The sequence below is a fragment of the Deltaproteobacteria bacterium genome (assembly GCA_016208165.1).
Taxonomy (GTDB): Bacteria; Desulfobacterota; Desulfarculia; order JACQYL01; family JACQYL01; genus JACQYL01.
Genome location: JACQYL010000098.1, coordinates 13,884 through 37,341, shown reverse-complemented (window position 1 = coordinate 37,341; position 23,458 = coordinate 13,884). Strand labels below are relative to the sequence as shown.

At 55.3% G+C, this 23,458-nt stretch carries 20 protein-coding genes; 10 read left to right on the top strand and 10 right to left on the bottom strand.

Features of this window, described 5'->3' with window-relative positions; all coding sequences use genetic code 11:
• Nucleotides 1–61: 61 nt before the first annotated feature.
• The 6 genes from HY788_18460 to HY788_18435 all read right to left on the bottom strand — a co-directional run bounded on the left by HY788_18460 (nucleotide 62) and on the right by HY788_18435 (nucleotide 4,192).
• Nucleotides 62–610 (bottom strand): periplasmic heavy metal sensor, encoded by a 549-nt coding sequence (locus HY788_18460; GenBank protein ID MBI4776130.1) that lies wholly within the window; start codon nucleotides 608–610, stop codon nucleotides 62–64.
• Nucleotides 611–618: 8 nt separating this feature from the next.
• Nucleotides 619–1,131: a zf-HC2 domain-containing protein gene (locus tag HY788_18455; GenBank protein ID MBI4776129.1), complete on the bottom strand. Its 513-nt coding sequence runs from the start codon at nucleotides 1,129–1,131 to the stop codon at nucleotides 619–621.
• A gap of 51 nt (nucleotides 1,132–1,182) precedes the next feature.
• Nucleotides 1,183–1,740 carry a sigma-70 family RNA polymerase sigma factor gene (locus HY788_18450; GenBank protein ID MBI4776128.1) on the bottom strand — a complete coding sequence of 186 codons (558 nt, stop codon included), beginning with the start codon at nucleotides 1,738–1,740 and terminating at the stop codon, nucleotides 1,183–1,185.
• Nucleotides 1,733–2,470: an ABC transporter permease gene (locus HY788_18445; GenBank protein ID MBI4776127.1), complete on the bottom strand. Its 738-nt coding sequence runs from the start codon at nucleotides 2,468–2,470 to the stop codon at nucleotides 1,733–1,735. The genes HY788_18450 and HY788_18445 overlap by 8 nt, the downstream gene beginning before the upstream one ends.
• Entirely contained in the window at nucleotides 2,467–3,441 is a 975-nt protein-coding gene (locus HY788_18440; protein MBI4776126.1) for an ABC transporter ATP-binding protein, read from the bottom strand. The genes HY788_18445 and HY788_18440 overlap by 4 nt, the downstream gene beginning before the upstream one ends.
• A 262-nt stretch (nucleotides 3,442–3,703) precedes the next feature.
• On the bottom strand, nucleotides 3,704–4,192 hold the full coding sequence (locus tag HY788_18435; protein MBI4776125.1) for a metalloregulator ArsR/SmtB family transcription factor: 489 nt from the start codon (nucleotides 4,190–4,192) through the stop codon (nucleotides 3,704–3,706).
• A 175-nt stretch (nucleotides 4,193–4,367) separates the two neighbouring features.
• Here HY788_18435 and HY788_18430 point away from each other — a divergent pair, with 175 nt between their 5' ends.
• From HY788_18430 to HY788_18385, 10 genes are all read left to right on the top strand, one after another.
• Entirely contained in the window at nucleotides 4,368–5,696 is a 1,329-nt protein-coding gene (locus HY788_18430) for a polynucleotide adenylyltransferase PcnB (GenBank protein MBI4776124.1), read from the top strand.
• A gap of 305 nt (nucleotides 5,697–6,001) precedes the next feature.
• A complete protein-coding gene (locus HY788_18425; GenBank protein MBI4776123.1) occupies nucleotides 6,002–7,579 on the top strand; it encodes a citramalate synthase in 1,578 nt (525 codons plus the stop codon).
• Nucleotides 7,580–7,737: 158 nt separating this feature from the next.
• Nucleotides 7,738–9,273, top strand: coding sequence for a 2-isopropylmalate synthase (locus tag HY788_18420; protein ID MBI4776122.1), 1,536 nt, complete (start codon nucleotides 7,738–7,740; stop codon nucleotides 9,271–9,273).
• Nucleotides 9,274–9,288: 15 nt separating this feature from the next.
• On the top strand, nucleotides 9,289–10,548 hold the full coding sequence (gene leuC, locus HY788_18415; GenBank protein MBI4776121.1) for a 3-isopropylmalate dehydratase large subunit: 1,260 nt from the start codon (nucleotides 9,289–9,291) through the stop codon (nucleotides 10,546–10,548).
• Nucleotides 10,549–10,630: 82 nt separating this feature from the next.
• Nucleotides 10,631–11,155 carry a 3-isopropylmalate dehydratase small subunit gene (locus HY788_18410; GenBank protein ID MBI4776120.1) on the top strand — a complete coding sequence of 175 codons (525 nt, stop codon included), beginning with the start codon at nucleotides 10,631–10,633 and terminating at the stop codon, nucleotides 11,153–11,155.
• An 84-nt stretch (nucleotides 11,156–11,239) separates the two neighbouring features.
• On the top strand, nucleotides 11,240–12,859 hold the full coding sequence (gene ilvD / locus HY788_18405) for a dihydroxy-acid dehydratase (GenBank protein ID MBI4776119.1): 1,620 nt from the start codon (nucleotides 11,240–11,242) through the stop codon (nucleotides 12,857–12,859).
• The gene (ilvB, locus tag HY788_18400; GenBank protein MBI4776118.1) at nucleotides 12,813–14,642 is read left to right on the top strand and encodes a biosynthetic-type acetolactate synthase large subunit; all 1,830 of its coding nucleotides are present in this window, start codon (nucleotides 12,813–12,815) and stop codon (nucleotides 14,640–14,642) included. Before ilvD ends, ilvB begins: the two co-directional genes overlap by 47 nt.
• Nucleotides 14,643–14,671: 29 nt before the next feature.
• The gene (ilvN, locus tag HY788_18395; protein ID MBI4776117.1) at nucleotides 14,672–15,175 is read left to right on the top strand and encodes an acetolactate synthase small subunit; all 504 of its coding nucleotides are present in this window, start codon (nucleotides 14,672–14,674) and stop codon (nucleotides 15,173–15,175) included.
• Nucleotides 15,172–16,164: a ketol-acid reductoisomerase gene (gene ilvC / locus HY788_18390; protein ID MBI4776116.1), complete on the top strand. Its 993-nt coding sequence runs from the start codon at nucleotides 15,172–15,174 to the stop codon at nucleotides 16,162–16,164. The genes ilvN and ilvC overlap by 4 nt, the downstream gene beginning before the upstream one ends.
• A 341-nt stretch (nucleotides 16,165–16,505) precedes the next feature.
• A complete protein-coding gene (locus HY788_18385; protein ID MBI4776115.1) occupies nucleotides 16,506–17,573 on the top strand; it encodes a 3-isopropylmalate dehydrogenase in 1,068 nt (355 codons plus the stop codon).
• Nucleotides 17,574–17,719: 146 nt separating this feature from the next.
• Here HY788_18385 and HY788_18380 read toward each other — a convergent pair whose 3' ends face one another.
• Genes HY788_18380 through HY788_18365 form a run of 4 tightly spaced genes read right to left on the bottom strand, consistent with a single transcriptional unit; the run spans nucleotide 17,720 to nucleotide 23,374 of the window.
• Nucleotides 17,720–19,663: a TonB-dependent receptor plug domain-containing protein gene (locus tag HY788_18380; protein ID MBI4776114.1), complete on the bottom strand. Its 1,944-nt coding sequence runs from the start codon at nucleotides 19,661–19,663 to the stop codon at nucleotides 17,720–17,722.
• On the bottom strand, nucleotides 19,660–21,024 hold the full coding sequence (locus HY788_18375) for a sigma-54-dependent Fis family transcriptional regulator (GenBank protein MBI4776113.1): 1,365 nt from the start codon (nucleotides 21,022–21,024) through the stop codon (nucleotides 19,660–19,662). Before HY788_18375 ends, HY788_18380 begins: the two co-directional genes overlap by 4 nt.
• The gene (locus HY788_18370; protein MBI4776112.1) at nucleotides 21,002–22,474 is read right to left on the bottom strand and encodes a HAMP domain-containing protein; all 1,473 of its coding nucleotides are present in this window, start codon (nucleotides 22,472–22,474) and stop codon (nucleotides 21,002–21,004) included. Before HY788_18370 ends, HY788_18375 begins: the two co-directional genes overlap by 23 nt.
• A gap of 6 nt (nucleotides 22,475–22,480) precedes the next feature.
• Nucleotides 22,481–23,374 carry a hypothetical protein gene (locus HY788_18365; GenBank protein ID MBI4776111.1) on the bottom strand — a complete coding sequence of 298 codons (894 nt, stop codon included), beginning with the start codon at nucleotides 23,372–23,374 and terminating at the stop codon, nucleotides 22,481–22,483.
• Nucleotides 23,375–23,458: the final 84 nt, after the last annotated feature.

Here is a 23,458-nt window from a genome sequence, read left to right as displayed (position 1 = left end):
CGCGTCGAGGCGCATCCTGCAAGCAAGGCAAGAACCATCAAGGCAGGTAGTATCTTCATCCTTATTCCATCTTTTCTTTGTCCATCGATCCATCGAGAACATGTTGTTTGTCCGGCGCTCGCCCCAAACCACTCCCGGTGAGCATGTCCCCGTCGTAGCGGCACTGCTCGCAGAGTGCTTGAATCAGTTTTATGGATTGATTGGGAGACAGAATCTCCTTTTCCTTGAGTAAATGATCCACGACAAGATTTTGCATGCGGCCTTGCCCGGCGAGGATTTCGTCTTGTTTCGTTCTGATGGCCTTTTCATCCACGGGCGCCGCCGCCAGAAGATCCAGGAGCTCTCTTCGAAGGCGCCTGATCTCCTTTCCATGGTTTTCCGCCGTCTTGCGAAACTGGAGGATCAGAGGCTCGATGTGCTCCCACTGCTCGGGGGTGACGCCCAACTCCCGGTGGAGGGAGGATTGCGCGACCGTTCCCTCGATCCGCTCGCGGACTCCGATCAGCGGCGTCATCCAGCCGGGAAAGGCTTGAATCGACCAGGTACCGACAAAAGCGAGATTGAGACCGATCGACAGCGCCAGAATCGCTCCACGTATTTTACTGAACATGGCTCCCCTCATTTGGCATCCTGTAACAGGGCAAGCGTCGCGGCCTCGATCGAGCCGTCGGGTGTCCCGCTGAAGGCGTCAAGGCCATAGACGTCTCGTTGCATCCGAGTGGTTTGGGCCTTCGAGGGATCCGCGAAAAAGACGCGATCCTCTCGCCCGACATCCCACCCCAGAAACGCCCCCGTGGCCAGCCCGACGATGAGCGCCGCAACCGTTGCGGCTCTGAACGCCCATGTCCAAGGCAGAGATGGTTTGTATCGGGGACGATCAATTTCCGGACGAACATCGGCGCGTCGATAACGTGAGCTCGCTTCGGCCATTATCCTCGATGTGAGATTGGAAGGCGGCGCGGGAGCGTCGAGGGAAAGCAAGGCTGATTCCAATCCGCGCATCTCCGCCAAGGCGGCGCGGCAAGCCGGGCACTTCGCCAAATGAGCCGACACCGCCCTGCGCCGTCTCGATTTCAGCTCATCATCCAGGTAAGCCCCCAGACGTTTTCGGTATCCGAAACACGACAGCATTCTATTCACCTCTCATGGAGATTAAACGAACGACGGCCGAAAACCCCCCGCTCAGGAACAAAAAAATTCATCCCGGCCGCCGAGAATAGCTCGGAGGCGCTCCCGGCCATGCGCCAAAAGGCGTTCCACGGCTTTGGGTGTCGTCTCGAGGGCCGAAGCGATATCTTCGTAGTTCAGCTCTTCATAATAGCGAAGCACGATGGCCATACGTTGGTTGGGAGGCAGGACGTCGAGCGCGGCGCGCACGGCGACGGCCGCTTCTTGCAAAACCATCGCGTCCGCCGCGTCGGGGCGAGGATCGGGAGCGTCAGGAATCGTTTCGAGGTACAATGGCTGTTTCTTTTTCGTACGGTCCAGGCAAAGACGGGTGATGATCCGATAGAAATAGGTTCTGAATTTTGCAGTAGGTCGATAACGCCTCGATGCGTCCAGGAGCCGGAGAAACGCTTCCTGGACGATGTCCGCGGCTTCCGGTTCATCCCCGAGGAAGCGATACGCGATCCTCCAGGCCCAGGAATGATGCCGTTGGACGATCTCCCCGAAAGCTTCAAGATCGCCTTTTCCCGCGGCCTGCATCAAAAATTCGTCACGGGCCGCGGGATCAGGCAATCCAGCGCCCCCTGATATTGCGGAGGCTTACCCCAAATAGACCAATGCAGAATGCTGCGAGGATGGCCAGGTCGAGGGAAAAGGGCATGGCGTGTCCGCCATGAACGGCCCCATGGAGCACGTCGGCCCCATACGTCAAGGGAAGCACATAGGAGATGGGCTTCAAAAATATCGGCAGCTTTTCTAAGGGGAAAAAAAGCCCGCAAAGAAAAATCATAGGGAAACGAAAAAAGTTGGAGAAGGTTTGGGCTTCGAACACTTCACTCACCGCCACGGCGATGAACAGGCCCAGAAAGGTCGAAGATACAGCGATCAGGAAAACCGCCGGAACGAACGCTCCCCATGCCAGCCGAGACAAATCGGTGACAAATGCAGCCATGACGATCGGAACGAAGGCGTTGGCCACGCCAAACAGGATGGCGCCGCCGGTCTTGGCCAGCATCAGCAGTTCCAGTGGAATGGGGGCCAACAGGAGTCGCTCGAAGGACCGATTCTTTTTCTCGAAGGTCACCGTGACAGCCAGCATCGATGTGGCGCCGAACAGAATGGAGATCGACACCACTCCAGGAAGCAATGACGGTATACTCCCCAGGCCGCTTCCCGACTTGATAAAAAACATTCCCGTCCATGCCAGCGGGAAGATCAGGCCCCAGCTGACGTTCGGAGGCTTCAGGTAATAGGTGCGCATGTCCTTGACCAGAATATTCCAAAAAGCGATCCAGAGCTTCATTGCCCCCCTCCCACTTTTTCTTTTTCTCTATGCATGTCGTCCGTCTCGATCCCGGTGATTCTTACGAAGATGTCCTCGAGGGTCGGCCGCATCCTGCGGGCTTCGGAGACCTCGGCCCCATGATCTTCCAGAAAGCGAATCAATGGTCCCACACGAATGGGCTGCCCGGCTTCCACCCGAATCACATCATGCTCTGTGATCGTAAAATCAAGGCCGGGAAATGATTCGGAAAGCCGGATGTGTAAACCGCCTGAGCGGTTGGCGCATGAGATTTGCACGATATGTTTTTCCTGGAACGGCTGGAGCAGATTCTCGACCGTGTCGATTCGCACGATGCGGCCGGACACGATGAAGGCGATGCGGTCGCAGAGCCGCTCCGCCTCTTCGATGTAGTGGCTGGTCAGGAAAATGGTGGTCCCGGCCTTGTGGAGGTCGGCGATGAGTTGCCGCAGGTGTCGAGCGCCGGATACGTCTATACCCGTGGTAGGTTCGTCCAGAAACAAAACTTCGGGTTTATGAATGATACCCGCGGCGATGGTGAGTTTCCGTTTCATGCCCTTGGAATAGCCGCCGAATTTTCGGTCCGCTGCTTTGGTCAAACCGAATGCGTCCAGAAGCTCCCGGGCCCGGGTTTGTCGCTCGGCTTTGCCCATTCCGTAAAGCGCCGCGCAGAAACAGAGATTGTCGAAACCGGTGAGCTCCGGGTAGAGGTTGCTTTCGTCCGGAACCACTCCGATGAGGTGCTGGGCCTTCCTGGGATTGGACGTGCAGTCGATGCCGCAAATCCGAAATTTCCCCGAATCCGGTCGCGCCAAACCGGTGAGTATGCTGATGGTCGTGGTTTTGCCAGCGCCGTTGGGGCCGAGAAAGCCGAAGAGTTCGCCCTGTTGGACGCTGAAGGAGATCCCCGCGACCGCTTCCACGGTTTCGAATCGTTTGGCAATATTTTCAACAACCAGGGCTTCAGTCATTTCGTGGTGTTTCTCCATACAACAATTCCCCAAAACCTATACCGAAAGTTTTTGCCGCCTTAGAAGCCGGGCGATTGCCATCCCTGCGATAAACCCTGCAGCCGGGTTGGACGCCGGAGTGAGGCCCGGAATCAACGTCACGACAAAATAGTCCCTGCATGAGCAAGATTTCCGGAATCTGATTGGCGCCCATGGGCGTAGCGACGGCATGAGTCCCAATGACCTTCCTCGGTCGCACCGGGACCGTTATGCCGATTGTCGATTACTCCTGTTCAGGAGCGGAATCCATTTGTGTGCAGGGTTCCGATTTTGTTTCGTCGTGACATCCGCCGATCTGTTCAGGGCTGCGGTTTTTGGGCTGGTCCTCGAAGTTATGGGGCTCCCGACAACAATTTTGACACAGGTCGGCCTCTTCCGCTTTCGGTTCCTTTGCCGGCGTTTCGCTAGTCCGCAGGCAAATGGTTTGGAAAGGTTGGATTCTCGCGGACATCTCGTTCAGTTCCGCCGCAATCCGGGTTAAGGCCTGTCTATCCACTATGTAATGGGTCCAGTAACCGCGTTTTTCCCCTTTGACCAATCCCGTCTTTCGCAATATCCGTAGATGCTGAGAAACGGCCGGCTTTGAAATTCCCAGATGTTTGGCCAAAGCGCCTACGCACAGATCGCCGGTCAGGAGCATTCTTAAGATCTTCAGTCGCTTATCGTCCGCCAACGCTTTTAATGATGTAACTAGGTTCACGGATAAATCCAATTAAGTATGAAGTTAATCAATTTGAACATTACTAAAATGAATCTGTCAATACAAGATATTGAGCCTTGCCCGAGGCCAAATTAGCGATTCTGAAGCCGACTCCACTCCGGCACGATCTTGTGGCTTGACGAAAGTGCTGAAGAAATAGTAAGTTAGCTACAGAAAAACAACGGTTATGAGCGAAATGCAAGCGGAAAAACTGGAAACTGAGATTTGTCGAGAATCGTCGCACGGATCGATTCCCCTTGTCATTCCCCGGGATAGACATCCCATATCCAGAAAAATGATGGATAATGAGGTACTTAAGGTCCTGTATCGCCTTAAGACACAGGGTCATCTCGCCTATCTCTGCGGAGGCGGAGTACGGGATCTCATGGTGGGAAACAAACCCAAAGATTTCGATGTAGCCACGGACGCCCGCCCCGGACGGTTGAAAAAGCTGTTCGCCAACTCGTGGCTGGTGGGAAAACGGTTCCGAATCGTCCACGTTGTGTTCAAGGGGGGCAAGACGGTAGAGGTATCCACATTTCGCCGTGAGTCCGAGTTCAAAGAGACCGTGGGCGACAGCATGATGCTCTGCCGGGACAATACGTTCGGGACACCCGAGGCAGACGCTCTTCGACGGGACTTCACCATCAACGCTCTTTACTATGACGTGTCGGATTTTACGATCATCGACTACGTCGGCGGGATGGAGGATATTCGCAAGCGGGTGATTCGGTGCATCGGGAATCCGGATATCCGATTTCAGGAAGACCCCATTCGCATCCTGCGAGGAATTCGATTTGGTGCAAATCTGGATTTCCAAATCGAGGAAACCACTTGGGATGCGATGAAGGCCCATGCGAACAAGATTCTCCTGTGCCCGGCTTCCCGGATTCAGGAGGATTTGTTGCGCCTGATGCGCAAGTCCGGCATTGAAAAGGGCTACAGGTACCTCGATGAAACCGGGGTTTTGGCCCATATACTGCCCGAGCTTTCGGTGGTACGGGATGGCGAGGGGCGCTTGCCGGATGTTTTTTGGCGTACTCTGGGAGCGATGGATGTATGCAGAGGAGCGCGGAACAGGGAACTGACGGACGCCGTTTTATGGGCCGGCGTATTTTACTGGCCCCTGAGGAAGGAACTGGAACATCTCGCTCCAACGGCTGATTGTTCCGGAGCCGTACATGATTTGCTCAATGTTCCCGGGGTTCGCCTGAACATCCCAAAGGCCGTCAGGAATCAGGTCAAGCGAATTGTTGCAGGCCAATACGTTTTGTCTGCGGAGACGGAGAAGCCGGGGCTTCGGAAGGGCTGGTTGAAGTTGTTCAAGAGCATGGCCCTCGATGAGGCGTTTGATCTAGCGTGGGTCCTCCGGCATGCCCTGGGCTTGAGCGAAGAGCCGCTGCTCGACTTGAGAAACGAGATGGAAAGTAGCGCCGTCGGACCTCCCAAAAGGCGGAGCGGACATCGGAGCCGCCGCAGATCGAACAGGAAAAAGAAGATCACCACCGCGAACTGATGCACCTTTATTGAAGCACGATCGGCCCCCGTACCGGAGAGGTCGAAAAAAAAGCTTGACTTCAAGTCCGGGAAGAACTACCCTTGCGTAAATTCCTAAGAAACGTATTGAGTATAGCATGAACGCTCGAACCAACATCAACATTATCGGCATTATTCCCGTAGTAGGCGTAGTAGTATGCCTACTGCTGCTGGTTGTTCTGCGGAACACACAGAGGAGCCTGGTAATGTAGATTGGTTCAAGAAGCTCAAGAACAAAATCCGTTATCAGGCTCCTGATAACGGATTTTTTTTTGGAGAGTAAGCATGAGCACGAGCATCACCATCTACGACACGACGTTGCGTGACGGGACGCAAGGGGAAATGGTCAATTTTTCGGCGGAGGACAAGGTCCGAATCGTCCGACGTCTGGACGAGATGGGATTCCATTACATTGAAGGCGGATGGCCGGGGTCCAATCCGAAGGACCATCGATTCTTCCAGATGGCAAAATCCATCCCTTTAGAGCGCGCCAAGCTTACGGCCTTCGGCAGCACTAGAAGGCCTCGCACTCGGGTTGAAGACGACGATAACATTCAATCCCTGATCACTTCCGAAACGTCCGCGGTCGCCATTTTCGGCAAGAGTTGGGACCTGCATGTGCTCGAGGTTCTCGAAATCGATCTGAATGAAAACTGTTCCATGATTTCGGATACGGTAAGCTTCTTCAAGGAGCATGGGCGAGAGGTCATATACGATGCGGAGCATTTTTTCGACGGATACCGACGAAATCCCGATTATGCCATGAGAACCCTCGAAGCCGCGGTCCAAGCCGGGGCGGACGTGATCGTTCTCTGCGATACGAACGGGGGCGGCTTGCCCCACCAGATCTCCGAAATCGTGCGAGACGTCCGGTCCGGAATGCAGACTCCGCTGGGAATCCACGCCCATAACGATTGCGGCCTGGCCGTTGCCAACAGTATTGCCGCGGTTAGGGAAGGCGTCTCGATGGTCCACGGAACACTGAATGGATACGGCGAGCGATGCGGAAACGCGGATCTGATCACCCTGATACCGAATTTGCAGCTCAAGATGGACTACTCGTGTATTCCCTCCGAGCGCATGAGCCAGATAACAGAGCTTTCGAGGTACGTGAGCGACCTGGCCAATCGACCGCCCAATAATCAGCGGCCTTATGCCGGACGAAGCGCGTTCGCGCACAAGGGCGGAGTTCATGTGAGCGCGGTCATGAAGAACCCTTCCGCCTACGAGCACTTGGACCCATCTCTAGTGGGAAACCGGCGGCGCGTAATCATATCGGACCTGTCCGGGAAAAGCAACGTCGCTTACAAGGCGAACGAGATGGGAGTCGCTCTGGGTGGAAACGGTATGGACAGCGCCAAAATCGTGCGCGAGGTTAAGAAGCTCGAGGATCTGGGATACCAGTTCGATGCGGCGGAAGGCTCGTTCGAGTTGCTGGTCAAGAAAGCCATCGGCCAGTTTATCGAGCCGTTTTGCCTCGAACATTTCAGGGTTACCATTGAAAAGAACGGAAACGAGGAAGCTACTTCGCACGCGACCATTAAAATCTCGGTAGGCCAGGAACACGAGATCACCGCCGCGGAAGGCGACGGGCCGGTCAGTGCTTTGGACAATGCATTGAGAAAACTCCTCTACATGTTTTTTCCCGAGCTACAGGAAATGTACCTGGTGGACTACAAAGTAAGGGTCATCGAAGGCACTGAAGGCACGGCTGCCCGGGTCAAGGTGCTCATCGAATCGCGGGATTCCAAGGACATCTGGAGCACGATCGGAGTCTCGAGCAACATCATCGACGCAAGCTGGCAGGCGCTGGTAGACAGCATCCAATACAAGTTGAGCAAATCCAAAAATAACCAGACATGAGGCTACAACATGGACAGAGAAACTGTACGCAGGAGGAGAACTGCCGCAGGGCGACTCGATACGAGAAGCCTGCGGCAGGCACTGATGCCGTTCCTTTCGGATGTTCGTTCGTTTGCAGCAAGAAACTATACTTATTGACGAGATAGAAGGAGCACATCATGTCCGAACGCGTATACATTTTCGATACCACTCTCCGCGACGGAGAGCAGTCACCCGGCGCCAGTATGAATACCGCGGAAAAGCTGAGACTGGCTTCCCAGCTCGAGCGGATGGGCGTGGATATCATTGAAGCGGGTTTCCCGGCAGCCTCGGATGGAGATTTTGCCGCGGTCGAGCAGATCGCGCAAAAACTCGGCGTCTGTCAGGTGGCGGGCTTGGCGCGAGCCAATAAGCCGGATCTGGATCGGGCCTGGAACGCCATCAAGGGTGCGGCCCACCCCAGGATTCATACATTCATCGCCACGTCGGATATCCACCTGAAATACAAATTGAAGATCAGCCGAGAACAGGCGTTGAAGGACGCGGTGGAAGCCGTCAAATATGCCAAGTCTTTTACCGGGAACGTCGAGTTTTCCGCTGAAGACGCGACTCGCTCCGACAGGGATTTTTTGTGCAAAATATTTGAAGCGGCCATAGAAGCGGGAGCCGCCACCATCAATATTCCGGACACCGTTGGATATTCGATGCCGCATGAATTCGCGGAAACGGTGGCGTATGTCCGCACCCACGTGCCGAATATACACAAAGCCATTATCAGCGTTCACTGTCACGACGATCTCGGAATGGCGACGGCCAACACCCTCGCCGGGGTCCGGAGCGGAGCACGGCAAATCGAAGTCACCATGAACGGCATTGGGGAACGTGCGGGCAACACTTCGTTGGAAGAGACCGTTATGGCCATCCGCACCCGTAACGATCTGTTGACGTTCGAAACCGGTATCAATACGCAATTGATCTACCCGACAAGCCGGTTGGTCAGCATGATTACGGGCATTATCGTGCAGCCGAACAAAGCGATCGTGGGCGCAAACGCTTTTGCACACGAGGCAGGTATCCATCAGGACGGCATGCTAAAGCATGAGACCACCTATGAGATTATGCGCCCCGCGGACGTGGGACTGGAAAGCAGTTCGCTCGTGTTGGGAAAACACTCGGGGCGCCACGCATTCAAGAAACGGCTCGAGTCCATGGGATACGATCTCTCGAAGCCGGACTTGGATCGTTTGTTCTTTCGTTTCAAGGAGCTGGCGGATAAGCGCAAGGAGATGCTCGATGAAGACATCGAGGCGCTGGTCGCCGAGGAACTCTTGAGAGTGCCGGATCACTACAAGCTCAACTACCTGAATGTGGTAAGCGGTTCGGTGGCGGTTCCCACGGCTACCGTGAAGCTGGAGGTGGATGGAAAAGAATTCACGGGAGCTGAATTCGGAGTCGGCCCCATAGACGCAACGTTCAACGCCATCGCCAAATTGACGAAAACGAGCGCCAAACTCCTTCGATTCTCCGTGAATGCCATAACCGGAGGCATGGACGCTCAGGGGGAGGTTACCGTCCGGTTGCAGGAAAACGGCACCATTGCCCTGGGCAAAGGCGCGGATCCGGATATCATCACGGCCAGTGCGAAAGCGTTTCTGAACGGTCTGAATCGCTTGAGGTATTTGAGTTTGAATCCGGTTGTCAGGCCGGAACTATAGGAAAGAGAGACCGAGATGCCGATGACTATTACCGAGAAGATATTGGCCGATCACGCCGGAAAAGCGTGCGTAACCCCGGGCGAGATTGTGGAAGTCAAAGTTGATTTAGCCTTGGCCAACGACATCACGGCCCCACTGGCGATCAAGGTGTTCAGAGAGATGGGGGCCGACCGTGTGTTCGACCCGTCGAAGGTGGCCCTTATACAGGACCACTTCGTGCCCAACAAAGACATCGAGTCTGCCGAACAGGCTCGGGTTATGAGGGAATTTGCCGGAGAGCAGGGCGTCGTTCACTTCTACGAGCTAGGGGACAGCGGAATCGAACATGTCTTACTGCCGGAAAAGGGACTGGTTCTGCCCGGGGATCTGATCATCGGCGCCGACAGCCACACCTGCACGTACGGAGCTTTGGGAGCCTTCTCCACAGGCGTCGGTTCCACGGATTTGGCCGGCGTCCTGGCCACAGGCGAGATATGGCTGAAAGTACCGTCAACCATCAAAGTGGTCTATCAAGGTCAACTTCGAAAATGGGTACAGGGAAAGGATCTGGTTTTATACACCATCGGGGTCTTGGGTGTGGAAGGTGCCCGATACCGGACGTTGGAGTTTTCCGGACCGGCCATCCAATCCCTGTCCATGGAGGGACGGCTCACCATGGCGAACATGGCCGTCGAGGCGGGAGCCAAGAACGGCATTGTCCCTCCTGACGAAATCACCCGTGCCTATGTGGCGGAAAGATCCCGCCGTTTAGGAGTGTTCTACGGCAGCGACCCGGACGCAGAATACGAACGGGTGGTAACCTTCCATGTGGAAGACATCGAACCCCAGGTGGCCTGTCCGCATTCCCCGGACAACACGAAACCGGTTTCCGAGGTGAGAGATGTGCGCATCGATCAGGCGTTCGTCGGGTCCTGCACCAACGGCCGTATAGAAGACTTGCGGTCTGCGGCCCAGGTGCTGACCGGCAGGAAAGTCCACGAGGGAGTCCGCCTTATCGTCATACCGGGTTCCAGGGACGTGTACAGAAAGGCTCTGTCCGAAGGCCTGTTCGATATCTTTCTGGACGCCGGGGCAGTGATCGGACCGCCCACGTGCGGTCCCTGTCTCGGGGGGCACATGGGCGTTCTGGCCTCCGGAGAAAAAGCCGTGTCCACGAGCAACCGGAACTTTGTCGGACGAATGGGTCATCCGAAAAGCGAGGTATATCTGGCGAACCCGGCGGTAGCGGCGGCGTCTGCGGTCCTGGGACGCGTCGGCCTTCCGGATGAGATCTGAGCCCGGCCCGCAGGGGAAACGTCTAGTTGCAGTTGAGACAAAACGAAATCCGCTTTTGTCATTTCATGATCAAACGCGTCGCATGAGGAGGAGTTACGTGAGCATCGAGGGTACGGCGATCAGGTTTGGAGACAACGTGGACACGGATGTCATAATTCCCGCGCGGTTTCTGACCACTACAGATGAATCGGTTCTGGCCCGGCACTGTTTTGAAGACGCTTACCCGGGATTCGCAAATCGCATTAAGGCCGGAGACATCATCGTCGCCGGCGCTAATTTCGGATGCGGGTCGTCCAGAGAACACGCACCCCTGGCCATAAAGGGGGCCGGGATTTCGTGTATCATAGCGTCCAGTTTCGCTCGGATTTTTTACCGAAACGCGTTCAACATCGGTTTGCCCCTTCTGGAATCGTACGAAGCCGCCAACGCGATTCGACAAGGAGACCGGCTGTTCGTGGATATCGAAGAGGGAGAGATTCGGAATCTGACCAGCGGGAACGTGTTCCGCTCGGCGCCGATTCCTTCGTTTATGCTGGATCTCATCGACGAAGGCGGTTTGGTTCCCTATATCCGGAAGCGCAAGCTGAGCCCCCATCGGGTCGTGTAGTCCGCGTGCAGGATAGTGAGCGTATATTGGTTATCAATCAAAGGAAGTTCATAAGAGGCGGAATGATGAAACTCGCAAGCCCGGATCGGCGCTGGAGAGTTCAGGGCGCTGGGGTTCACCGACGAGGAATTTGGAAGGCCGCTGATCGGCATCGCCAATTCCGCGAACGATATTATTCCCGGACACATGCACCTGGACAAAGTGGTCGAAGCGGTAAAGGCGGGGATATATATGGCCGGCGGAACACCCGTCGCCTTCGGAACCATAGGGGTATGCGACGGTATTGCCATGAACCACGAGGGCATGCGCTATTCTCTGGTAAGCCGGGAGCTGATTGCCGATTCCGTGGAGATCATGGCGTGCGCCCATGCGTTTGACGCCATGGTGATGGTCCCGAATTGCGACAAGATCATTCCAGGGATGCTGATGGCGGCGGCCAGGCTGGATATTCCCATGGTGGTTTTGAGCGGGGGCCCCATGCTGGCGGGATTGTACAAGGGAAGGAAGGTAGACCTGGTTCAGGTCTTTGAAGCGGTCGGAGCGGTCAAGGCGGGACGGATGGAGCCGGGGGATCTGGCTGAATTGGAGGAGCAGGCGTGCCCTACGTGTGGATCGTGCGCGGGCATGTTCACCGCGAATTCCATGAATTGCCTTACCGAAAGTCTGGGCATGGGTTTGCCCGGAAATGGGACCATACCGGCGGTCTACTCGGATCGATTACGCTTGGCCAAACACGCGGGCGTTCAGGCGGTGAGGCTTCTCGAACAGGGGATTACGCCGAGCCGAATCATGACATCGGAAGCTTTTCACAACGCCTTGTCCGTGGATATGGCTTTGGGATGCTCGACCAACACCATCCTCCACCTGTTGGCCATTGCTCACGAGAGGGGCATTCGTATCGATCTCGAGGAGGTCAATAGGATCAGCGAGTCCTGTCCCAAGCTCTGTTCACTAAGTCCCGCGGGAAAACACCATATCGAAGACCTGCATGTGGCCGGAGGAATCCCTTCGGTGATGAAGGAGCTTTCTCTGCTGGGGGTGCTGCGGGAAGAGGCCATGACGGTCACCGGGAAAACCGTTGGAGAGAACCTGTCCGCCGTCCGGGAAGCCGACGGGGAAGTCATCCGTAGCAGACACGAGCCCGTGTCCCGGCAAGGAGGGCTGGCGGTTTTGTTCGGCAACCTGGCTCCGGAGGGATGCGTGGTAAAGCAGTCCGCGGTGGTCGAGTCCATGCTGCGACACAAGGGACCGGCCAGAGTCTTCGACGGAGAAGAGGAAGCGACGGAGGCCATTTTGTCCGGTAGGATAAAACCCGGGGATGTGATTGTCATCCGATACGAAGGCCCCAAAGGGGGGCCGGGTATGCGAGAAATGTTGACTCCAACGTCGGCCATCGCCGGCATGGGATTGGATGATTCCGTGGCTCTGATCACGGACGGACGATTTTCCGGAGCCACCCGAGGCGCGTCCATCGGCCACGTCAGCCCGGAAGCTATGGAAGGGGGCCTTGTCGCCCTCGTTCGAGAGGGTGATACCGTAGAAATAGACGTTCCCGCGAAACGAATCCATCTTCGAGTGGACACCGACGAAATCGCTCGAAGGAAGCAATCATGGAATCCTCCGAAGCCCAAAATTTCCGGTGGCGTTCTGGACAGGTATGCACGATTGGTCACCTCGGCCTCCACCGGGGCGATCGTTCGCTGAGGGGACGGCCAGGCATACGGTATTGAACGAAAAGGAGTCATCGTTGTCACGACACAATGGAAATGGTCCGGGTTCACCCGGCAAAAAGAGAAAAGGCACAAAGCTGACCGGCGCTAAGATACTCTTCGAGGTGTTGAAAGACGAGGGTGTCGAGATCATCTTTGGCTATCCCGGGGGCGCGGTGATCGACATTTACGACACCATGCCCCAGTACGATATTCGACACGTGCTGACACGGCACGAACAGGCGGCGGTTCACGCCGCGGACGCCTATTCCAGGACGTCCGGCAAGGTGGGTGTGTGCCTTGTCACCAGTGGACCTGGGGCGACCAACACGGTTACCGGAATCGCCTCCGCCTACATGGACTCCATCCCACTGGTTGTCTTCACCGGTCAGGTACCCAGCAGTCTCATCGGAAACGACGCTTTCCAGGAAGTGGACATCGTAGGAATCACCAGACCCTGCACAAAACACAATTACCTGGTGAAAGAAGCATCCCGTGTGGCGGAGACGGTGCGGGAAGCGTTCTATCTTGCGCGCTCCGGTCGTCCGGGCCCCGTAGTCGTGGATCTCTGCAAGGACGCCATGGCGGGCGAGGTGGAATTCGTTTTACCGCCGGCGGCCTGCATGAAAGGGTACAGCCCCAAGTACGAGCCCCACAAAGGGCAGGTCAAGAAGGCGGCACAACTGATCGCCAAGTCCAAACGGCCGGTGATTTTCGGGGGTGGCGGAGTAATTCTGTCCGGAGCGTCCGCGGAACTTCGCACGCTTGCGGAGAAAATCACCGCTCCGGTGACCACCACCCTGATGGGTCTGGGAGGCTTTCCCGGAACACACGATCTGTGGCTGGTCATGCTCGGCATGCATGGTACGTTCCGAGCGAATATGGCCATCACCGAGTGTGACCTGTTGATCGGTATCGGCGCCCGCTTCGACGATCGGGTGACCGGCAGAATCGACTCCTTTGCTCCCCATGCGAAAATCATCCATATCGATATCGATCCAACGTCCATCCAGAAGAACGTTCCGGTGAACGTACCGATTGTCGGGGACTGCAAAATCACGCTCCAGCAGTTGAACGCAATGCTGGATCACGAGGATCTGGCCAATGTTTCCGAAAAGAGGAGACCCTGGCTGGATCAAATCCGAGCGTGGAAAGAGACCGCACCCCTGGCGTACACGCAGTGTAAGAACATAAAACCTCAGTTCGTAGTTGAAAAGATTTATGAACTGACTCGGGGAGAGGCCATCATTACCACGGAGGTGGGGCAAAACCAGATGTGGGCCGCGCAATACTACCACTTCGATCGGCCCAACAGCTTCGTTACCTCCGGGGGCTTGGGGTGCATGGGATTTGGCTTGCCTGCGGCCATTGGGGCGCAGACCGCCTGTCCGGGACGTACAGTGGTCGACATCGCCGGAGACGGAAGCATCCAGATGAATATACAGGAACTGGCCACGGCCGTTGAAAACAAGCTGCCGGTAAAGGTGGCCATCCTGAACAACGGCTACCTGGGGATGGTGAGGCAGTGGCAGCAACTGTTCAAGGACCGGCGATACGTGGCCACGGACATGAGCCACGCGCCCGACTTTGTCAAACTGGCCGAAGCCTATGGCGCGGTGGGAATGCGAGCCACCACGCCGGAAGAAGTGGAACCGGTGATAAGAAAGGCTCTGGAACTCGACGCGCCGGTCATTATGGACTTTGTGGTCGAACGCGAAGAATGTGTTTATCCCATGGTACCGGCGGGCGCGGCCATAAAGGACATGCTTCTCGTGTGAGCGCGACGGAAAGCGAAAGGAAGAAGGGAATGAATCAGGAGGAACGGCATACGATCTCGATTTTGGTGGATAACGAGCCGGGGGTGCTGAGCCGGGTGGCGGGCCTTTTCAGTGGCCGCGGGTTCAATATAGCCAGCCTGAATGTGGCGGAGACACTGGAATCCGAGCTATCCCGGATCACTTTGGTCTCGTACGGGGTGGCTCAGATTCAGGAACAGATCAACAAACAGTTGCGTAAGTTGGTAAATGTCGTTAAGGTCACTGATTTTTCGGACAGCGACTGTGTCGAGCGGGAAATGGCGCTTGTCAAGGTGCAGTCCGATGCCGAGCACCGCGCGGAAGTGCTGAGAATCGCGGATATCTTCAGGTGCAAGGTCGTGGACGTCTCGCCAAACGATTATACGATTGAAGTGACTGGAAACAGGGGAAAAATAGAAGCGCTTATAGACCTGCTGAGACCGGTGGGGAGTCTTGAAATCGCTCGGACGGGAGTTATTGCTATGGCGCGAAGCAAAAAGGGGACAAAAAAATGAACATCTTTTATGAAGACAACGCGGATCTCTCATTGTTGAAGGGAATCAAAGTGGCGGTCCTTGGCTTCGGCAGCCAGGGACATGCGCAGGCACAGAACCTCCGGGACAGCGGGGTAGACGTGGTCGTGGGACAGAAGCAGCCCGGGCCCGGTTTCGATCGAGCCAAGAAGCTTGGCTTTGACGTGTTACCCGTTACTGAGGCGGTAGCCATGTCCAAAGTCATCCAGATCCTGGTGCCGGACGAGCGGCAGGCTGCTCTGTACAGAAATGAAATTCTGCCGGGCTTGACCGAAGGGAAGATGCTGATGTTTTCCCATGGCTTCAATATACACTTTGGGCAGATCGATCCGCCTGAGTTTGTGGATGTCGCCATGGTGGCGCCGAAAGGTCCGGGGCACCTGGTCCGAAGGGAATACGAAAGAGGCGCGGGGGTTCCTTCACTGGTAGCCGTTCATCAGGATTTTACCGGCAAGGCGTTGCAGAAGGCGTTGGCCTACGCCAAAGGTATCGGCGCGACTCGAGCCGGCGTCATAGAGACCAGCTTCCGGGATGAGACGGAAACAGACCTCTTTGGTGAACAAGCGGTGCTGTGCGGAGGGGTTTCCAGCCTGATTTGCGCCGGTTTCGAGACTCTAGTGGAAGCGGGCTACGCCCCGGAGATCGCCTACTTCGAATGCCTGCACGAAATGAAACTCATCGTCGACCTTATGTACGAAGGCGGCATCAGCCACATGAGGTACAGCATCAGCGACACGGCGGAATACGGTGACCTGACCCGAGGTAACCGTATCATCGGCCCCGAAGTCCGCGAAGAGATGGAGCTGATTCTCGACGAGATTCAGTCCGGCGAATTCGCAAGGGAATGGATCCTTGAGAACCAGGCAAACAGGCCCGTGATGAATGCCTGGCGCAAGCAGGCGAAAGAACATCCTATCGAAACGATCGGGCGGAAGTTGCGCTCCATGATGGGATGGCTGAAACAGTCCTGACCCACAGAAACCTCCTTTCCGATTCTTTTCTCTGTGCCTACTCCTCACCGGAAACGGATTCCGTTTAAAGAACACTCTTTAAACGCCGTTTTCGGTGACGTGGGTATGTTGGCGGACCCATTGTGTTCAGCAGGGGCGATTGCGCCCCTCACTGGCGCTCGGGAAGTTACGGCGGGGAATGTCGTTCCGGAGCTTGACCGACTCGGAATGAGGTGGCTACTGTGTTCGGGCTTTCGGAATCGAAGCCGCTGGTCGTATGCCGGGCTTTCAGGCAAAACAACGGCGACGACTGAATAGGAATCCGGCAACGGGAATGGAAACACTTGCGCAGGAATGAAATCATGAAGAACGAATACGACATCGCGTTGGTTCCGGGGGACGCTACAGGTCCCGAGGTGGTTGCGGAAGCCGTTAAAGTACTGGAAGCCGTAAGCCGTGTGACGAATGCATCCTTTCGTTTTCAAATATTCGATCTTGGCGGAGAGCGCTACCTGAGAACCGGCGAGTTGCTGTCCAATGGGATCTTAGATGAACTAAGGAGTTTTGATGCCATCCTTTTGGGCGCTATAGGTCATCCGGAGGTGACTCCCGGCATCCTCGAGAAGGAAATACTTCTCAAGATGCGATTTGAAATGGACCTTTACATCAATCTGCGTCCGGTCAAATTGTTTCCCGGCGTGGAGACCCCGCTGAAGAACAAGGGCCCCGAGGATATCGATTTCGTGGTCGTGCGGGAGAACTCGGAAGGGATTTACACCGGAGGCGGGGGCTTTCTACGGAAGGGCACGAAGGACGAGGTGGCGATACAGGAGTCGATAAACACTCGAAAAGGGGTGGATCGGTGCCTTCGCTATGCATTCGAAACGTGCCGCCGCCGGAACGATAGAAAGAAGTTGACGCTGTGCGGAAAAACGAATGTTCTTACGTATGCTTTCGATTTGTGGCAGCGGGCGTTCAATGAGATGGCGCCAGAGTATCCCGACCTGAGCACGGACTACGCCCATGTGGACGCCATCTGCATGTGGATGGTGAAGAATCCGGAGTGGTTTGATGTGATCGTTACGGACAACATGTTCGGAGACATCATAACGGATCTGGGAGCGATCATTCAGGGCGGAATGGGATTGGCGGCCGGGGGAAACATCAATCCCGAGGGCGTCTCCATGTTCGAACCCATCGGTGGTAGCGCTCCGAAGTATGCGGGCAAGAACGAGATCAATCCGATCGCGGCCATCTGTGCGGCCCAGATGATGCTCGAGCACCTGACTTTGCACGAAGGGGCGGATCGAATATCCCGCGCGGTTCGGAAGGCCGTGAGTGAAGACCTCGGGAGCATGAACGCCGGAAAGATGGGCATAGGCACCCGTGAGGTCGGAAGTCTCGTGGCCGGGTACGTGGAGAATCTGTAAGAGATCCCCGTATCGAGCTGTTCAAGCAGTTCAGCGACAGTCGGTCATTCAAGAAATGGTTGCCGAGTCGTGGGAGTAGAATCGGGAATTTCCGTTCATGCTTATGGCAGGGGCGGACCTGCGTGTCCGCCCGGATCTTCTTCCGATCAAAAACGATAGGTCGCATAGACCCGCCAGGTAAGCGGATCTCCCTCAATCAGATCGAAATTCCCGGGCTGCTCGTATTCTTCATTCAACAGGTTATCGATCTTGATACCGGCAACCAGTCCCTCCAGGAGAACATCCTTGACGTACAGGTTCAGGTGAACCAGAAGAACTTCCTCCGCCTTGGGACGCTCGTCCGTTCCCTGGACAATGCGGGCCACTTCGCGGTCACCGAGGTACCGAAGCCGGATCGAAGAGTTCAACGGACCATAGATATTCCAGTAGGCGCCGGCATTAAACATCGTCGATGCTCCCAGATCGTAGCGGTCCTCCCGAAGTCCCTCCAGTTTCACCGGTTCTCCGGTGGATTCAAGGTAGGTAGCGTTGACATACGTGGAAAGGGCGGGGAAGGGGCGATAATGTACTTCCAGCTCGATTCCGTTAATTTTTTCCGTGTCTCTGTTCGAGACCTCGCCTTCGGAATTCTGCTGAATAAGATCTGAAAGCCGATCATGAAAAATGGAGGCCCGAATCTCCGTTTGTTCGGTAATGGACCAGTAGGCCGCCAACTCCGCGCTCTTGATTTCTTCAGCCTTAAGATCCGCAGCCCTCGTCGCCTGGATATTGGCCGGGGTTCTGAAGGCCGTGCCCAATAGTAGTTTAAAGCTCAACATGTCCGTGGCAAACCACGTGGATCCCGCCCGGACGCTGACGTTGTCGTCGTACTCGCTATGAGAATCGAACCGTCCTCCAAACCAGATATCGAAATCTCCCAACCGTTGGCGAAGTTGACCGAACAGCGAATTCAGATTAGAGCTGTAGTCGATTTCAACCGACTTCCGCCCTTGAAACGGGTCCACGGAAACAAACTCCTCCGTGGCGTCGTTGCGTCTGTGGGATGCGCCCACGGTCATCAATCCGTTTCTCCAAAAGGAGCGGTCATAGAGAAGTTCGAGATGGTATGAAAGGTTCTCCTGAGAGAGCTGGTCGGTGCCTTCCTCTTCGTCCAGATCAAAGTGGTTGAGAAATCCATGGAACCTCAAATCGCCTCCAGCCACTTCGTGTTTGAGGTCTGCCTTGAACATGCTGAAAGGGCTTGACCGCTCGCTGGGTTCAACTCGGCCCGCCTGTGTCTCCAACGTATAGTGGTCCTTAAAGTCGGAAAAGCGTCCGGATATGGTGAGTAGATCTTCATAGGAGCAGCGCGCAACCACCTCTGCGTAATGGTCTTTATCAATCGCGCCTTCGAGAAACGGGTTGTCCGGATCATCGCTGCGAGTTCGGTACCGATCGCGAAAGTCGCCCTTCTGAGTGCCGTTCACCGAGACGAACGCGTCCCATCCTTCGTAGGTATCGCCCCATTGGGCGAAACCTCCATATCGATCCGGATTGCCGCCTGAAGAGCCCACCTCGAAACCCTGGAGGTCTTTGCCCTCGAGGGGTACTACGTTCACCACCCCGGAGAATGCGTCGGGACCCCAGAGCACGGAACTTGGACCCCGAACGATCTCGATGCGCTTGACCCATGAAAGGGAAAGCTCATGATCCAGCGGCGGACTTTGGTTCGAAGAATCGTTGCTGAACGGAATGCCGTCATACAGGAACAAGGTGGCGTCACGGACTCCCCTCAAATACGCCCTGCTGCTGCGATCTTCTTGGGCCACATAGAATCCCGGCACAGTGGAGATGGCTTCTCCCAAGGTGTCGTATCCGTAACGTACACGTTCCGAGCGTGTAATCACCGATGCCAAGGCCGGAGCCTCCCGGACACGTTCCTCGCGTTTGGAGGCAATGGAAAGCACCGAAAGGTCCTCACCCACGAACATCAACCGGGTGCTATCCATCTGCCCCCAGGAATCTCCGTTGGACGCACCGACCATGAACACCGCGAATGCGACACCGATGAGCAGGGTTCGAAAATGTGAGAGACCCGGACGAGAAATCACTCTTCTTCATCTCCGCCAATATTCTTGAGTTTCCTTCGAAACTTCGATCGACTGATACCTAACAGCTTCGCCGCAAGCGTCTTGTTATTGTTGGCGGTCGCGAGGGCCTGGCGCACCAAGTCTTTCTCCAACTCTTCAAGACAAATGCCCCCTGTAGGCAGCTCGAAATCGTCCGCAGGTGGACCGCTCGTATCGCGCGCCAAAAACGACAACGTGGATTCGGTGATTTGCGGATCGCTGCCTGCCAGGATCACGGCCCGTTCCATGGCATTAACCAGTTCTCGGACGTTCCCGGGCCAGGAATGCCTCAGTAACAGCCTCTTTGCTCCTTCGGTCAGCTCGGGCTGTGTGTGCATCTCTTGGCGAAACCTTCGGATAAAGTGCTGCGACAGGGGTATGATGGCCTCCGTTCGCTCTCGCAAGGGGGGGATATGAATCGGGAACACATTGATTCGATAGTAAAGGTCTTCCCGGAATTGTTTATCGGCGACCATCCGCGCCAAGTCCTTATTGGTCGCGCAGATTACTCGAACATCCGCAACGATGGGCTTGTTGCCGCCGACCCTCTCGAACGTTTTTTCTTCGAGGGCCCGAAGCACTTTCGCCTGAGCCTCGAATTGAAGGTCTCCGACTTCGTCAAGAAAAAGTGTTCCACCTGAAGCATACTCGAACTTCCCCACTTTTTGGGCGCTGGCGCTGGTGAACGACCCTTTTTCATGGCCGAACAGCTCCGACTCCACGAGGTTGGGAGAAATCGCGGCACAGTTCAAAGCTACGAAGCGATTTCTCGACCGAGGGCTGTTCGCATGAATAAAGCGGGCTACCAGTTCTTTACCTGTACCGGACTCGCCGGTCAACAGGACGGTGGTCTCGGGTTTGCGGGCGACTTTCATTGCGATCTCCATGGTCCTCTTCATGGCTTCCGACACACAGATCAGATCGCTGAGGCCCGCACGTTCCGCGATTTCCTTGCGAAGCCCTTCATTTTCAGACATAAGCTGGGACATTTTCACGACACGTTCGACGGTCATGAGGATGCGGTCTTCTTCAAAAGGTTTCGTGATGTAGTCGATAGCACCTTCTCGCATCATCTCGACAGCCGAATCCACGGACCCAAAAGCGGTGATAAAAACGACCGGATAGGCCGGATCGATCTTCTTGACGTGCCGGTGGAGCGTGATCCCGTCCATTTTCGGCATCTTAAGATCAAGGATCAAGAGATCGTACCGCTTGCTTTGGATTATGGACAAAGCCTCTTCCCCGTCCCTGGCCTGCTCAACAACATGCCCCTTGAGTTCAAGCATAATGGACAGAATATGGCGTACCTTTTCTTCGTCATCAACCACCAAAATCTGAGCCACTCAGTCCTCCATTCTCCGGGGGTTGCTGAGCCAAGGGGAGGGAAATGATAAAAGTGGTACCCTCTTCCGGCTCCGCGGCAACCTCGATTTTTCCACCGTGGGCGGCTATCGCGTTTGATGCGATGGCCAACCCCAAACCGGTGCCCGTAGCTTTTGTTGTATAAAAAGGTTCAAAAATAAGGTCTGCAATTTGAGGAAGCACTCCCGGCCCCCCGTCCGTAATCTCTACAATCCAGTATGCATCTTTGCTGTAAGAACTCAAGGAGACTACACCATCGTCCTTTGATACTTCCACAGCGTTCTTTAAGATATTTTCGACGGCCCTGGTAAACAGGGTTTCATCCAGCAAAACCGCTGACGACTCGTCGGATGCCGTACACGTTATGCGCGGGCCGGCGTTCGCGATGCCCACCCGGAATTTCTCAGCCACTTGTTCCAGCACTCTGTATCCGCAACAGGGTTTCAGATCCGGTCTCTTGGGCTTGGAGAAAAGGAGAAACTCCTCAATCAGCCTGTTGATACGCTGGATTTCTTCCTCTACATACCGCATCATGAGCGCACTCGTCTCGGGAGGAATTCCCGGTTTTTTCAGGATATCCAAGGAACCCTTAATAATGCTCAGCGGATTCTTGAACTCGTGGGTCAGTACCATACTGAATTTACCCACCTCTGCCATGTTCTTCTGTTTAGCCAACTCCTCATAGGTTTCCCGAAGGGCTGTCCTGCTTTCCCGGATCGCTTTCACCATTGAATTGAAGGACTGGGACAGGTGCACGGTCTCCTTTAAATGACCTCCTTCGACAGCCAGATTGAGTTCTCCATTGGCTACACGTTGCGTGGCCACGACTAGATTTCTCAGAGGCGCCAGAATCGAGCGGGCGATGAGCAGCATGAGAAATGCGCCCAGAAGGCACACGCCGACGGCAATAAGGGTGAATTGCGCGTTCAGGGACCTCACCAGGCCTTTGAGGTCTTCATCCGTGTAAAATATGGTGACCTTGCCGAGGATTTTTTCGTTCTGCAGGCCTTCCAGAGGGGAACCGACGCCAAAAATGACGTTCTCCTCGTCCATGCCGGCGCTGGCTACCACGTGGCTCACTTGGTTCGGGGCGGAGTGATTCTTCTTCATCGATTCGGCTATGATGACTCCATTGCTGTTCTCGATGGTCACTTTTACGACGCCTTTTTCCGTCAGGGCATTACTCGTCAGGCGTTCCAGCATGCTTCGTTCGTCAATGAGCAGACCCAATTCGGAGTTGAGGGCGAGGTGCCTGGCCAGGAATTGCATGCGCCCCTCGAAGCGTTCCCGTGCAAATTTTTCTATGATCCGAACTCCCGTATATCCCAATAGCAGCCCTGTCGAGGCTATGAGCAGTAGAACGAAAGACAGCACCCGCGTCAGCAACGATGTCGGACGCCGTGAACCCCTGTTGATACCTTTGATGCTCAAAATACGCTACTCCTCGTCGGATTCTATGATTCGGCCGAGATGGAAACCAAACTTGTCAGCTAGCTTTCTGTTGACTTCTACGGTAACCGGTGGAGGAAGAGGTTTGGATTCCTTGCCACTGAGGATCTCTTTTGCCAGCCGCGCGGTTCTGCGTCCTACTCCCTTATAATCAATGATGAAAGAGAGCAAGGCCCCTTTTTCTGCAAAGAAGCGGTTGTATCCAATGACGGGTACTCCCTTTTTTAAAGCCTCCTTGATGAGAAACGCCACGATGGACTCTGAAACTACCGTGGGGTCCGGTATCATCAGAAGGGCGTCTACGGATTCGAGACGTTCATTCAGCGCGTCCCTGATGTCCTTTTGGGATAGCACCTGCATGGGGACCAAAACCAGATCGTGTTCCCGACCGGCTTTCTGGAATTCATCAATCACTGTCGAGCTGAACTTGGGGTCGTAGAAAACGCCCACTCGACGCACGTCCGGCAAAGCGTTTCTGATGACTTTCGCCTGAAATCGCGCTGGGATATTCAGAGACACGCCGGGTATACCGGCGTCTTTGGGAATAGCGTCTTGAGGATTGAGGACCATGGTGTAGAGGCGGGGTGTATCGCCTGGAATAATGGGCAGTAGACTCAAGGCGTGAGGACCGACGGCTAGAATAAGATCCCATTTTGATTCGAGCAGATCGTCGGGAACGACTCGTTTGGAACGCTGGATCGTTAACTCGATTACCTCGCCGGGCATGAACTCGGAAAAACCTTGTGCAGCCTCAACGTAGGGCCGAATCGATTCCGAAAGGAGAACGGCTGTGCGGATGTCGTCTTCACCGGCAAAGGAGAGCGAAACGATCACCAACAGAAAAATGAGTGTCAATGCCCACTTCAGGGCAAGACATCGCATATTTCTGCGGTTCGGGCACGTCACAGGAGGTTCACTCGTCAGGGCGGAAGATGTTTGCCTATGACCTCGGACTCCTTGATCCCA

Bases quoted from the DNA above. Each gene is read 5' to 3' on its own strand.
- HY788_18460 (MBI4776130.1), bottom strand. From the start codon at position 610: ATGTTCAGTAAAATACGTGGAGCGATTCTGGCGCTGTCGATCGGTCTC.
- HY788_18440 (MBI4776126.1), bottom strand. From the start codon at position 3,441: ATGACTGAAGCCCTGGTTGTTGAAAATATTGCCAAACGATTCGAAACC.
- HY788_18365 (MBI4776111.1), bottom strand. From the start codon at position 23,374: ATGCGATGTCTTGCCCTGAAGTGGGCATTGACACTCATTTTTCTGTTG.
- HY788_18455 (MBI4776129.1), bottom strand. From the start codon at position 1,131: ATGCTGTCGTGTTTCGGATACCGAAAACGTCTGGGGGCTTACCTGGAT.
- HY788_18430 (MBI4776124.1), top strand. From the start codon at position 4,368: ATGAGCGAAATGCAAGCGGAAAAACTGGAAACTGAGATTTGTCGAGAA.
- ilvN (MBI4776117.1), top strand. From the start codon at position 14,672: ATGAATCAGGAGGAACGGCATACGATCTCGATTTTGGTGGATAACGAG.
- ilvC (MBI4776116.1), top strand. From the start codon at position 15,172: ATGAACATCTTTTATGAAGACAACGCGGATCTCTCATTGTTGAAGGGA.
- HY788_18410 (MBI4776120.1), top strand. From the start codon at position 10,631: ATGAGGAGGAGTTACGTGAGCATCGAGGGTACGGCGATCAGGTTTGGA.
- HY788_18425 (MBI4776123.1), top strand. From the start codon at position 6,002: ATGAGCACGAGCATCACCATCTACGACACGACGTTGCGTGACGGGACG.
- HY788_18385 (MBI4776115.1), top strand. From the start codon at position 16,506: ATGAAGAACGAATACGACATCGCGTTGGTTCCGGGGGACGCTACAGGT.
- HY788_18445 (MBI4776127.1), bottom strand. From the start codon at position 2,470: ATGAAGCTCTGGATCGCTTTTTGGAATATTCTGGTCAAGGACATGCGC.
- leuC (MBI4776121.1), top strand. From the start codon at position 9,289: ATGCCGATGACTATTACCGAGAAGATATTGGCCGATCACGCCGGAAAA.
- HY788_18420 (MBI4776122.1), top strand. From the start codon at position 7,738: ATGTCCGAACGCGTATACATTTTCGATACCACTCTCCGCGACGGAGAG.
- ilvB (MBI4776118.1), top strand. From the start codon at position 12,813: ATGCACGATTGGTCACCTCGGCCTCCACCGGGGCGATCGTTCGCTGAG.